The sequence below is a fragment of the Mesorhizobium sp. WSM4820 genome (genome assembly GCF_055811075.1).
In genome coordinates this window covers 210009-222548 of sequence record NZ_JBVVQN010000011.1, presented here as the reverse complement: position 1 = coordinate 222548, position 12540 = coordinate 210009, and the positions used below count along the sequence as shown (strand labels likewise).

Annotated in this window: 10 protein-coding genes and 1 pseudogene; 4 read left to right on the top strand and 7 right to left on the bottom strand. The window is 66.1% G+C overall.

Annotation, left to right across the window (positions count from 1 at the left end):
* Nucleotides 1–150: 150 nt before the first annotated feature.
* The 5 genes from AC0L2R_RS19505 to AC0L2R_RS19485 form a co-directional block, all read right to left on the bottom strand.
* A complete protein-coding gene (locus AC0L2R_RS19505) occupies nt 151–1095 on the bottom strand; it encodes an ABC transporter substrate-binding protein (RefSeq protein ID WP_473510900.1) in 945 nt (314 codons plus the stop codon).
* A 78-nt stretch (nt 1096–1173) separates the two neighbouring features.
* Nucleotides 1174–2172 (bottom strand): ABC transporter permease subunit, encoded by a 999-nt coding sequence (locus AC0L2R_RS19500; protein WP_473510930.1) that lies wholly within the window; start codon nt 2170–2172, stop codon nt 1174–1176.
* 44 nt (nt 2173–2216) lie between these two features.
* The gene (locus AC0L2R_RS19495) at nt 2217–3761 is read right to left on the bottom strand and encodes a sugar ABC transporter ATP-binding protein (RefSeq protein WP_473510899.1); all 1545 of its coding nucleotides are present in this window, start codon (nt 3759–3761) and stop codon (nt 2217–2219) included.
* Nucleotides 3758–5137: an FGGY-family carbohydrate kinase gene (locus tag AC0L2R_RS19490; protein WP_473510897.1), complete on the bottom strand. Its 1380-nt coding sequence runs from the start codon at nt 5135–5137 to the stop codon at nt 3758–3760. The genes AC0L2R_RS19495 and AC0L2R_RS19490 overlap by 4 nt, the downstream gene beginning before the upstream one ends.
* The gene (locus AC0L2R_RS19485) at nt 5134–5916 is read right to left on the bottom strand and encodes a DeoR/GlpR family DNA-binding transcription regulator (protein ID WP_128170895.1); all 783 of its coding nucleotides are present in this window, start codon (nt 5914–5916) and stop codon (nt 5134–5136) included. The genes AC0L2R_RS19490 and AC0L2R_RS19485 overlap by 4 nt, the downstream gene beginning before the upstream one ends.
* Nucleotides 5917–6117: 201 nt before the next feature.
* Here AC0L2R_RS19485 and AC0L2R_RS19480 point away from each other — a divergent pair, with 201 nt between their 5' ends.
* The 4 genes from AC0L2R_RS19480 (at nt 6118) to ggt (ending at nt 11015) form a co-directional block, all read left to right on the top strand.
* A complete protein-coding gene (locus AC0L2R_RS19480) occupies nt 6118–7161 on the top strand; it encodes a class II aldolase/adducin family protein (protein ID WP_473510896.1) in 1044 nt (347 codons plus the stop codon).
* Nucleotides 7145–8449: an FGGY-family carbohydrate kinase gene (locus tag AC0L2R_RS19475; RefSeq protein ID WP_473510894.1), complete on the top strand. Its 1305-nt coding sequence runs from the start codon at nt 7145–7147 to the stop codon at nt 8447–8449. The genes AC0L2R_RS19480 and AC0L2R_RS19475 overlap by 17 nt, the downstream gene beginning before the upstream one ends.
* On the top strand, nt 8446–9300 hold the full coding sequence (locus AC0L2R_RS19470) for a TIGR01459 family HAD-type hydrolase (protein WP_473510892.1): 855 nt from the start codon (nt 8446–8448) through the stop codon (nt 9298–9300). The genes AC0L2R_RS19475 and AC0L2R_RS19470 overlap by 4 nt, the downstream gene beginning before the upstream one ends.
* A gap of 128 nt (nt 9301–9428) precedes the next feature.
* Nucleotides 9429–11015, top strand: coding sequence for a gamma-glutamyltransferase (ggt, locus tag AC0L2R_RS19465; RefSeq protein WP_473510891.1), 1587 nt, complete (start codon nt 9429–9431; stop codon nt 11013–11015).
* On the opposite strand, the gene AC0L2R_RS19460 is transcribed toward ggt, so the two are convergent.
* Nucleotides 11009–11815, bottom strand: coding sequence for an ABC transporter ATP-binding protein (locus AC0L2R_RS19460; RefSeq protein ID WP_473510889.1), 807 nt, complete (start codon nt 11813–11815; stop codon nt 11009–11011). The two genes, ggt and AC0L2R_RS19460, sit on opposite strands and share 7 nt — an antisense overlap.
* A pseudogene (locus AC0L2R_RS19455) lies at nt 11812–12384 on the bottom strand (ATP-binding cassette domain-containing protein); the annotation flags it as partial. The gene AC0L2R_RS19460 and the pseudogene AC0L2R_RS19455, both read right to left, overlap by 4 nt.
* Nucleotides 12385–12540: the final 156 nt, after the last annotated feature.

Here is a 12540-nt window from a genome sequence, read left to right as displayed (position 1 = left end):
TGTGTGTATCCCCTCCCGCCACTTCCTCCTCCCTGGCCGCCCGCCCCCCCCCCCCCCACTCGCTGCAACCTGCCTCCCCCCTCCCCCCCCCCCCCAACCCCCGCGGGGCGGGCCCCCCCCCCCCCCCCCACCAGCCTTGGGAGGCTTTAGCTAGCGGGCCGCGGTCCAGCCCTTATAGTCCTTCAGGTTCTCTGCCGTGATCAGCTGCGGGTCGAGCAGCACCGTGGCCTCGGCCGGCTTTTTGCCGGCGAGCACTTCAGCTGCCATCTGCAGCGATTGGCCGGCCATGACGTAAGGATCCTGCGAGGCCGAGGCCTTGATCATCGAGGTGCCGGAAGAGAGTTCCTTCTCGATGTCGGGCGCGCCGTCAACCGCGGTGAAGATGAACTCCGAGCGGTTAAGCTGCTTGGCCGCAAGCTGGGCGCCGATCGCCGTCGGGTCGTTGATGGCGAACACCGCGTCGATCTTGTCGAAGCGGGTCAGCAGCGACTGGAACACCTTCAGGCCGCCGTCGCGCGAGCCTTCGGCATTCTGGTCGTCGGAGAGGATCTTGATGTCCGGGTGTTTTGCCAGCACATCCTTGCAGCCGTTCACCCGCTCGAGGATCGACGACGATGCCGGCCCGTTCAGGATGACATAGTCGCCCTTGCCGCCGGTGTGGTCGACCAGATACTGGCAGGCCGCTTCGCCGGCCTTGACGTTGTTGGTCATCACGGTGACGTCGGCGCCCGGCGCCGAAACGTCGAATGCGGCAACCACGATGCCGGCCGCCTGCGCCTTCTTCACCGCCGGCGCGATCGCCTTGGCGTCGACGGCGTTGAGCATGATCACGTCGACGCCGGCGGCGATGAACGAGTCGACCTGCGAGACCTGCTTGTTGAGGTCGTAGTCGGCCGACACCGACGTCACCTCGACATTCGGGTTGATCTTCCTGGCGGCGTCCTCGATGCCCTTGATGGTGGCGACGAAGAACGGGTTGCCGAGCAGGCCGACCGAGATGCCGACCTTGTTCAGGTCCTTGGCCGAGGCCGGTGCGACGGCGACGGCGACGGCCGCGAGGGCTACGCCGCAGAGCAGTTTAGCGATGGTCTTCATTGTTTTCCTCCTGATGCCCCGCGCCTCTCACGGTGCGTTAAATGAAACCGGGTCGTTGACGCCGGCGACGAAGGTCAATCACGTTCTTGCTCCCGCCTGGAGCCTGTAGCGGTCGAGGGCGACCGCCACGATGATGACCAATCCCTTGATGATGTACTGCCAGATGTCCGAAACACCGGCCAGGATGAGCCCGTTGGAGAGCACCGCAATGATCAGGCCGCCGATCAGCGTGCCCCAGATCGAGCCGACGCCGCCGACGAAGCTGGTGCCGCCGAGAATGACCGCGGCAATGGCGTCGAGTTCGTAGGACTGCCCAAGCTGCAGCCCGTTGGCCGCATAGAGCCGGGCCGCCGACATGGCGCCGCCAAGGCCGGCGAGAAGGCCTGAAACGCCATAGACGAAGAGCAGCACCAGGGGCACCTTGATGCCGGTGAGGCGGGCGGCCTCGGCATTGCCGCCGACGGCATAGATCCAGGTGCCGAGCACGGTGCGCTTGAGCACCAGCCAGGACAGCACCACGACCGACAGAGCGATGATGACCAGCCAGGGGATGCCGAACAGCGACCCGTTGCCGATGAAGTCGAACGGCAGGTCCGAGTTGAACACCGTGGTGTCCTGGCCGAGCAGGCGGGCGACGCCGCGCACGGCGGTCAGCGAACCCAGCGTAACGATGAAGGGCGGCAGCTTGATATAGGCGACGAGCAGCCCGTTGATGACGCCGAAGCCGAGGCCGACCAGAATGGCCGCCGGCACGCCGAGCATGCCCCACTCCGGCACCAGCGACACCATCACCGCCACCATCGCCGAGGCGGCAAGAATGGAGCCGACGGACAGGTCTATGCCGCCGGTCAGGATGACGAAGGTCATGCCGGCCGCGAGCACGATGTTGATCGATGACTGCTGGGTGACGATCAACAGGTTGGTCTCGGTGAGGAAGCGCGGGTTCATGATCTGGAAGCCGGCCGCCAAAAGGATCAGGACCGGCAGCATGCCAAGCGCGGCGAAGGCGGTGCGCAGCCGCCGGCTCCTGCCGACCGCGTGGTCACCCGCGCTCATCCCGGCTGCCTTGTCGGTCATCCCCAGGCCGCTCTTGTCGGTCGTCCCCAGGCCGCTCTTGTCGGTCATCCCTTGGCCGCTCCCGTTGCGAGTTCCATGATTGCCTCCTGTCTGAGCGGCTGGCCTTCGGATGCCGTCACCTCGCCAGCGATAGTGCCGTCGCGCATCACCAGCACGCGGTCGGCGACGCCGATCACCTCCGGCAGTTCGCTGGAGATCATCAGGATGGCGATGCCCTTTTTGGCAAGATCGTCGATCAGCCGGTAGATTTCCGACTTCGCCCCGACATCGACGCCTCGGGTCGGTTCGTCGAGGATGAGGACCCGCGGCTCGGTTTCGAGCAGGCGGGCAAGCAGCACCTTCTGCTGGTTGCCGCCCGACAGCGAGCCGGCATTGGCCTGCACCGACCTGCTGCGGATGGAGAGGTCGGAAACGGCCTTGGCGGCGCGCCTTTCGGCCGTGGCGAAGTCGCGCAGGCCGCCGGCCTGCGCGTCCCTGGCGAGCACGCCCATGCTGATATTGTCGGAAATCGACATGTCGAGGAACAGGCCGAGTTCCTTGCGGTCTTCGGTAAGATAGGCAATGCCGGCATCCAGCGCCTCGCGCGGCGAGCCGATGGCTACCGGCTTGCCGTCGAGTTCCAGCGTGCCTGATGTGTGCCTGTCGGCGCCGAAGATCAGCCGCGCGAGTTCGGTGCGGCCGGAGCCGACCAGGCCCGCCAGCGCCAAGACTTCGCCCTTGTGCAGGTCGAAGGAGCAGCCTTTCAGGAGATTGCCGTCCGACATGTCGCGCACCGACAGTGCGATCGCGCGTTTGCTGTCCGGCGGGCGGTGATCCTTCTTGTAGAAGGCGGACAGGTCACGGCCAACCATCATCGAGACGAGGCGCGAGGCGTTCAGATCGGCGCGTTCGAGCGTGCCGACATAGCCGCTGTCGCGCAGCACGCTGACGCGGTCGGCAAGCTGGTAGACCTCCTCCATGCGGTGGCTGATGTAGATGATGGCGATGCCCTGCGCCTTCAGCGTCGCAATCACCTCGAACAGCCTGTCGGTCTCGCGCGAGGTCAGCGAGGTGGTCGGCTCGTCCATGACGATGATGCGCGCGCTGGTCGACAGCGCCCGGGCGATCTCGACCATCTGGCGCTCGCCGAGCGACAGGCTGGAGACAAGGGCGCGCGCCGAGAAGGAGACGCCGAGCCGTGCGATGATTTCCTTGGCGCGCCGATTGCACTGGTCGCGGTCGACGATGCCGAACCGTCTCGGCTCGTTGCCGAGGAAGATGTTCTGCCCGACCGTCAGGTTGGGCGCCAGCGACAGCTCCTGGTAGATGACGGCAATGCCGTTGGCGCGTGCCTTGATCGGATCGCCGGTGGCGACCGGTGTGCCGTCGATCAGAATCTCGCCGCCGGGATCAGGCCGATAGGCGCCGGACAGCACCTTCATCAGCGTCGACTTGCCGGCGCCGTTTTCGCCCATCAGCGCGTGCAGTTCACCGGCGTGAACGGTCAACGATACGTCCTGCAAGGCGCGAATTGGGCCGAACGTCTTGGAGATGTGCCGCATCTCCAGCACCGGCTGGCGCACGGTTTCGATCCGGGCAGCGGCGGTCATCGCGCGCCTCCCGCTGCGGCATCAGCGACGCCTCGGTCGGCGGCGAGGCCGCGCCAGCTATCGCGATAGAAGGCAAGCCCGGTGAAGCTCGAGGCGCGTACCGGCTCCGGCGCCTCGGGGGCAAATTCGCGTCCAACACTCTCGAAGGCCAGAGCCGCCGCTCCGGTGGCGCTGCCCTCCAACGTGGCGCCCTGCATGAAGGCCTGGCCGGGACGCAGCTGCGCCAGCAGGCTGGCAAGCAGGCCGCCACTGTTCAGCCCGCCATCGACGATCACCGTGTTGTTCGAATGGATCAGGTCGAGACACAGATCGACCATCAGCGCGACGTAGAGCAGCGCCACGGCCGCGCGCTCCTCCGCGGTGGGTGCGCGCCCGACCAGTTCGCCGCGATGGCCAGGCATCGGCCCACCTGGCGCGAAGCTCGGCAGCGCCATGATGCCGGCGCCGATCACCTGCTGTACTGTGGAGCGGTCGATTGCGCCCTCCCAGCCGGCGCTAATCGTCGCGAATTCGCGGCCGCCCATGAAGCGGATGGTCGGCACCGGGCCGCCGTCGACATCGACATTGACCAGCATGTCGCGGTCGCGATCGAGCGCGTCGAGCGGGCAGTGCGGATTGAGCACGACGACCCAGGTGCCGGTCGAGACGACGGTGACCGGCCCAGGCGCCTGCCGGCGATAGGCATGGAGCGCGGCATTGCTGTCATGGACACCGTTGTGGATGGCGATCGGCCGTGTCGCCTCGCCGAAGCGCTGCTCGCCGATGACCGCGCCGGCACGCTCGAAGGCGGGCATCTGGCGGCGCCATCCCTCGGCGTCGACCAGCGTGGAGAAATCGCGCTTGCGCGGCGCCCACAGATGCGAGTGGCAGCCGAGATAGGACACCTCCGAGACCGCCCGGCCGCCAAAGCGCCAGCTCCAGTACTGGGGATAACCGAGGATCGATTTGACGGCGGCGAACACGCTTGGTTGCACCGTCTTCAGCCACAGCATGTGGCGACCATAGTTGAAGCCGAGCGGCAGGCGCGGCGAGAAGGTCTCGGCGAAATCCGGAATGCGGCGATCGATCTGCGCGGCAATCTCGGCCGGCGGCTCCTGCTCGTAGTCGAGTATCGGATGCGTCAGCGTCGCATCGTCGACCAAGGCAAAGGTGCAGCCATGGCCCGAAACCATCAAGCCCTCTATGCCATGGATGTCGACCGCTTCGCCGACGGCGCGCGCCGCCCAATCGTGAAGCGCGGTTTCGTCAAGCACGCTGAAGCCGCCTTCGCGCGTCCAGTTCGGCTGGGTCCGGCGCTCACCTAGAATCTGCCCGTCCTGACCGAAGACGAACAGCTTCGAGTTGGTCTTGCCGAAGTCGAGGACAGCCACCTTCACTGGACGGCTCCCGAGGCAGAGGCGATCCGCACCATGACGCCGGCGTTTTCGAGCATGCGTGCGTCGGCATCGGAAAGGCCGTCATCGGTCACCAGCGTGCCGATGCGCGACAAGGGCAGCGCGACGTTGCGCGCATGGATCGACAGTTTGCGGCTGTCTGCCAGCACCACGATCTGGTCGGCGCACAGGCTGAGCTCGGCGATGGAGCGGACCAGCAGCGGATGCGATTCCAGCACGCCCTCCGGGCCGATGCCCTGCGCACCAAGAAAGAACTTCGATGCGTAGAAAGGCACCGTCTGGGTGAGCGAATGGATGATGCCAGGCTCGCGATGCAGTTCGCCGCCGGCAACGGTCAGGCTGCAATGGCCGTGGTCGCTCAAATAGGCGATGAGCGGCATCGAGTTGGTATAGAGCCGGATGTTGCGGTCAGCGAGCTTTACGCCGAGATGGAAGCAGGTCGAACCGCCATGCACGATGACGGCGTCGCCATCGCGCACCATGGTCGCCGCGAGAGCGGCGATCTGCCGCTTGGCTTCGACCGCGAGATCGCGGTTCTCGTCGTAGGGCCGGGCATAGGCGACGCCCGCCTGCGCAGCGCCATCGAGCGCCGAGATGCCGCCATAGACCTTGCGTGCTTCGCCGGCCTCGTCGATCTTGTCGATATCGCGCCGCACAGTCGCCGCCGAGACACCGAGGCGCTCCTGCAACTCGCGCACCGAGGCGAAGGGGCGATCCCGCAACAGCTCGACGATCTGACGCTGGCGGCCGGAGTCGCTCAACGGATACCCTCCCGAAATGCCATTTTGCCACGGCAATTGGTGTAAGTTACTCAGCACGGATCAGATTGCAAGCTCGATTTGGTGGGACAAGATCACTCTTGACGTAACTTACTCGCATCTGCAATACCAGCGTCACTCGTCTGTCCCGGCTACCGGGATCCAAAGCCGTGGCCTAGGCGGCCGGTTTGTGAAGGAGTTTCGATGGCAATCAATGCGGATGCGCAGGAACTGGCTGCTTTGCGGTCGCTTTCGGCCAGCATCGGGCGCGACCCGCACTTGACCCAGGCCGCGGGCGGCAACACGTCGCTGAAAGCCGGCGACACTCTCTGGATCAAGGCTTCCGGCACCTGGTTGAAGGACGCGCTCGCCGAGGACATCATGGTCCCGGTGGCGATCCCGCCGCTGCTCAGGGCTGTCGAACAGCGCGACCCGGCCGCCGATCAGCCACAGGGTTTCGCCATCGAGGCGCTCAACGCCCGCAAGCTGCGTCCTTCGATCGAGACCACGGTTCACGCGCTGATGCCGCAGCGCGTCGTTCTGCATGTCCACTGCGTCGATACCATTTCGCTTGCCGTGCAGGCCGACTGCGAGGCTCAAGTCGCCAAGCGCCTCGATGGCCTCGAATGGGCGTATGTTCCCTATCGCCGGCCCGGCCTGCCGCTTGCCCAGGGCATTGCCGAGCGCCTTCGGCCTGGGGTCGATGTGCTGATCCTTGCCAACCATGGCCTGGTCGTCGCAGCCGAGACCGTCGCCGGCGCCGAGGCGCTGCTGCGTCGCATCACACGACTTCTGGCGCGGCAGCCACGCGAGGTGGCGGAGCCAGACATCGCGGCATTGACGGCGCTCATCGGACGCAGTGGTTACAGGCTGCCGGCGGATGGCGAAGCGCATGCTGTCGCGATCGATCCTGAAAGCTGCAGCATGGCGTCAGGAGGCAGCCTCTATCCCGATCACGTCATCTTTCTCGGCCAGGGTTCGGTCGTGGCGAGAGCCGGTGAGGACGTGATGCGTGTCACCGAACGGTGCGGCACGGCACCGGTGGCGATCCTGTTTCCCGGGCTTGGCGTGCTGATGCGCGGCGACGCCAGTGCCGGCGCCAATGCCATGCAACGCTGCCTCGCCGACGTGACGGCGCGGGTCGACGTCGAAGCGAAGCTGAACTATCTGACATCAGCCGAGAACGACGAACTGATCAACTGGGACGCCGAGCAGTATCGCCAGAAACTCAATGCAGCCGGCAGCTGAGGTGGCGTTGTCAACCGGCCCGCTTTCGATCGGAATCGACATCGGCACATCAGGCGCCCGCGCCGTCGCCATGCGGCCGGACTTTTCGATTGCCGCGCGTTCCGCCGTTCCACTCGACAGATTTGGCCAGAATGCCCGCGACCCGTCCGTATGGTGGTCAGCGGTCGGCGCGGCGCTGACGGAACTGCTTTCGAGCATCGATCGTGCGGCGGTTCGGTCGATCGCCGTCGACGGCACTTCCGGCACGCTGCTGCCGGTCGACGGCGCCGGGCGGCCGCTGGCCGAGCCGTTGATGTACAACGACAAGGTCGACGACGACGCCATTCTGGCGATGATCGCGCGCGAGGCGCCGGCCGCGAGCGCAGCCCGTGGGCCGACGTCCGGTCTCGCCAAGGCGCTGTTGTTCCTGCGCCTGCCCGGCGTCGCCGCGGTGCTGCATCAGGCCGACTGGATCGCGGGAAATTTCTCCGGCCGCTTCGATATCAGCGACGAGAACAATGCCCTGAAGACCGGCTATGACGTCGAGGCGCGGCGCTGGCCGGACTGGATCGCGGCGACCGGCATGCGCATGGAATTTCTTCCTCGTGTCGTCAAGCCGGGCGTCGTCACGGGAACGCTCACCGCGAGCGCCGCGGACCGGTTCGGCCTGGCGCGCGACGTCGCCGTGGTCGCCGGCACGACGGATGGCTGCGCGTCGTTCCTGGCGACAGGGGCTGCGGCTGTTGGCGACGGCGTCACCGCGCTGGGGTCCTCGCTGACCATCAAGATCCTCTCCGACCGGCCGATCTCGGCGCCGCAGTTCGGCATCTATAGCCACCGGCTGGGAGATGCCTATCTGGCGGGTGGTGCGTCGAATTCGGGCGGCAAGGTGCTGGCGCAGCATTTTTCTCTTGCGCGCATCATCGAATTGAGCGCGGCAATGGACCCCATGACCGAGACCGGCCTCGACTATTATCCGCTTCCCGCGGTTGGCGAACGCTTTCCCGTGGCCGATCCTGCTCTGCCGCCACGCCTGACGCCGCGGCCGGCCGACGACGCCGACTATGTGAAAGCCATGTTCGAGGGCATCGCGGCGATCGAGGCGCTCGGCTATCGCCGGCTTGCCGAACTCGGCGCCCCCAAATTGACGTCGGTCAGGAGTGTCGGCGGCGGTGCGGCAAACGCCGCCTGGACCGCGATCCGGCAGCGCAAGCTGGGTGTCGATTTTCTGCCGGCGCTTTCGGACGAGGCGGCCGCCGGCACGGCGCGGCTGGCGCTGATGGGCGCAATCGCAGCGGGGCTGTTGTGAGCACGAAACCAGTCGACCATCTCGACGGCATCGGAGCGCTGGTCGAGCGCTATCAGGTGTTCCTGCTCGATCAGTTCGGCGTACTGCACGACGGCACGAACCCCTATCCGGGCGCCGTGGAGGCGTTGTCGGCGCTGAAGCGAGCAGGCAGGACGATCGTGCTGGTCTCGAATTCCGGCAGGCGGGCGCGGCCCAACGAGGCCCGCTTGCTGAAGCTCGGCTTCGAACCAGGAAGCTGGGATCGATTTGTCTCTTCCGGCGAGATCGCGTGGCGGTCCTTCCACGAAATGGCGATATCCGGAAAGCTGCGCCCAAACACAAAGTGCCTGCTGATCAGCCGCGAAGGCGACCGCTCGGCGATTGAAGGCCTGCCTTTCGTGTTGACCGGGGGCGGCGACGATGCCGAGCTGGTGCTGATCGCCGCCAGTGAGGGCGATCGCTACGACATCGAGCACTATCGCCGGCTTTTTGCGCCGGCAGCGATGCGGCAGGTGCCGTGCTTCTGCACCAATCCCGACAAGATCATGCTGACGGCAGTCGGGCCTCGCTTTGGCGCCGGCCAGCTTGCGGATCTCTACGAGAGCCTCGGCGGTAGCGTCACCCGCATCGGCAAGCCCTACACGCCGATCTTCGACGCCGCGCTGGCGCTGGCGGGCAACCCGGACCGCAGCAGCGTGGTCTGTGTCGGCGACAGCGTCGAACACGATGTCGCCGGTGGAATTGGTGCCGGCGTGGCGACAGCGCTGGTCTTGTCCGGAATATTGGCGGATACCCGTGACCTGGCAGAGCTTTTCGACAGTCTGGATGCCTACCCCGATTACACCACGGACAGTTTCAGATTCGCTGATTGAGATCGGCAGCTTCCGAGGGTTGAGCGCTGCCATGGTGATCGTTCCGTCGTTGGTGCTGCTTTCGCTGGTGCAGCCCTTTGGCTGCTGTTGCCAGTTCACATCTGGTTGGTCGGAGGCTATTGAACTGCATGCGTGATTTCCAACTCCCCGGACGGTCGCCGGTTCGTGCGACGGAAGCGATGGCCGCGACATCGCACCCTCTGGCGACATTGGCGGCGATCGAGATGCTGCGGTCCGGCGGCAATGCAATGGACGCAGCCGTGTGCGCGGCGGCGGTGCAGGCGGTGGTCGAGCCGCAATCGACGGGTATCGGCGGCGACTGTTTCGTCCTCTATTGTCCCAACGGTCAAGGCGAGGTTCTGGCCTTCAACGGCTCCGGCCGCGCACCGGCAGCAGCTGAGGCGCAGTGGTATCTGGACAAGGGGCTCGACGAACTGCCTGAGTCCGGTCCGCATGCGGTCACCGTGCCGGGCGCCGTCGACGCCTGGTGCCGGCTGCTCGAGGATCACGGCAGAAAGGGCATCGACGCCGCGCTCGCTCCGGCCATACATTACGCCGAACAGGGTTATGTCGTCCAAGACCGCGTGGCCTTCGACTGGGCCGAAAGTGCTGCCTTGCTGGCCGCCGACGAACATGCCGCGCGGATCTTTCTGCCGGATGGAAAGGCGCCGCTGGCCGGCGAGCTGCACCGGCAGCCGCAACTGGCCGAGACCTTGCGCATCGTCTCGCGCCGTGGCCGTGCCGGCTTCTATGAAGGCGAGGTCGCCGACGACATGGTTTCGCGTCTGCGCGTGCTTGGCGGGCTGCATGCGCTCGAGGATTTTTCGGCGACGAAGGGCGACTATGTCAGGCCCGTCGGCACATCCTACCGAGGCTACGACATTCATCAGATGCCGCCGAACAACCAGGGGCTGACGGCACTGATCATGCTGAACGTGCTGTCGGGCTTCTCGCTCGGTTCGCTGGAACCGAACGGCGCCGAGCGCTTTCATCTCGAGATCGAGGCGGGGCGGCTTGCCTATCAGGACCGCGACAATTTCATCGGCGACCAGAACCAGGTCCATGTCCCCGTGCAGCAGTTGTTGTCCAGATCCCATGCCGATCAGCTTCGCGCCGAGATCGATCCGGCGCGCGCGATGACGCATCTGCCACGGCTGGAGCTTCAGCCGAGCGATACCGTCTACATCTCCGTGGTCGACCGCGACCGTAATGCGGTCAGCTTCATCAACTCGACCTTTGGTTCGTTCGGCAGCGGCGTGGTCGGCCCCAGGACCGGCGTCGTCCTGCAGAATCGCGGCAGCAGCTTCCGCCTGGCCGCGGACCACCCAAACCGCATCGCACCGGGGAAACGCCCGATGCACACCATCATGCCGGGCATGGTGACAGCCAAGGGCAGGGCAGTCATGCCGTTTGGCGTGATGGGCGGCGGCTATCAGCCGTTCGGCCATGTCCATTTGCTCACCAACATGATCGACTTCGGCATGGACCCGCAGGAGGCGCTGGATGCGCCGAGAGTGTTTTACCGCCAGAACGCAGTGGAGGCCGAGCGTGGCGTTCCGGCCGAGGCCATCGCCGGCCTGCGCGAACGCGGGCACGACGTGTCCATCCCAACCGAGCCGCATGGCGGCGGCCAACTGGTGCTGATCGACTGGGACAAGGGCACGCTTACCGGCGCGTCCGATCCACGCAAGGATGGTTGCGCGCTGGGTTACTGACGATCGGCCGCGTCGCCCTGCGTGCCGGTCCTGTTCAGTCTTGGCGCTGCCGCCACCAGCGCCTTGCCGATCGCCGACTGCGGGGCACCGATGACCGCACGGGCCTTGCCGCTTTCGGCGACGCGGCCGGCATCGAGAATGACGACACGATGGGCGATGGCGCTGATGACGCCGAGATCATGCGAAATGAACAAATAGGCGATCCGTTGCTCGCGTTGCAGATCGAGCAGCAATTGCAGGATCTGCCGGCGCACCGATACGTCGAGCGCGGACACCGCCTCGTCGAGGACGATCAGCGACGGGTTTGAGGCGATGGCGCGCGCGATCGCGATGCGCTGGCGCTGGCCGCCCGAGATCTCGTGGATGGCACGAGCGGCGAGATCAGCGCTCAGGCCGACGCGCTCCAGCAGAGCAGCGATACGGCGCGGGCGTTCTGATCGGGCTGCGATGCCATGGATGCGCAAAGGATCGTCAAGCACGCGCGCCACGCTGGCGCGCGGATTGAAGGCGGCGAGCGGGTCCTGGAAGACCATTTGCACGCGCGCGCGCCGGGCGCGCAACGCAGTATCGTTCAGGGACAGGAAATCGCCACCTTCGAACTCGATGCGGCCGGCGTCCGGTTCGATCAGCCGCAGCAGCAGCCGCGCGACCGTCGACTTGCCGCTGCCGGAAGGGCCGGCCAGCGCCAGCGTCTCGCCGGCCTCGATATGAAAGGAGACATCATCGACGGCGGCTATTGTTTTGCCGCCGCGGCGATATCGTTTGGTCAGGCCGGAAACAGCCAGCAATGGACTGCTCACCGCGACGCTCCTGACTGCTGCAGCAGCGGTTCGGCGTCGAGGCCGAGATGGGCGTTAAGCAGCGCTCTTGTGTAGGCGTGGCGCGGACTAGCGACGATCTGCGCCGTCGTGCCGAGCTCGACCAGCTCGCCGTGCCGGAACACGGCGATGCGCTCGGCCAGCTCGGCGGCCAGCGCGATGTCGTGGCTGACGAACAGCAGCGTCATGCCGTCCTCGGCCACCAATTGCCGGATCAGCGCGACGATCTCGGCCTGCACGATGGTGTCGAGCGCGCTGGTCGCCTCATCGGCGATCAGCAGTTTCGGGCCGGCCGCGATCGCCGCGGCGATCGCCACGCGCTGTTTTTGGCCACCGGAAAGCTGGTGCGGATAGGAGTGCAAGGCGGCGTCCGGGTCGGGCAGGCGGACGCGTTCGAGCAGGGTTTTTGCCTTGGCATAGGATTGCGACCAAGTAAGACCGAGATGCGTGTGCGCGACTTCCGCGATCTGCTCGCCGACTGCCATTACCGGATCGAGGCTGGCCGACGGGTCCTGGAAGACGAAGCCGATGTCGCGACCTCCGAGGGGGGTGCGGCTGGGTTTGGCGGCGGATTTTAGAGGCTTGCGTTCTGTGAGACCCCCCACATTTGGGGGGGGGCGGGGAGGGCGGGGGGGAGGGGGGGGGGGGGGGGGGCAAGAGAGGGGTAAAAAAAAAGAGGCGGCGCCCCACACGCGGGAAAAAACCCC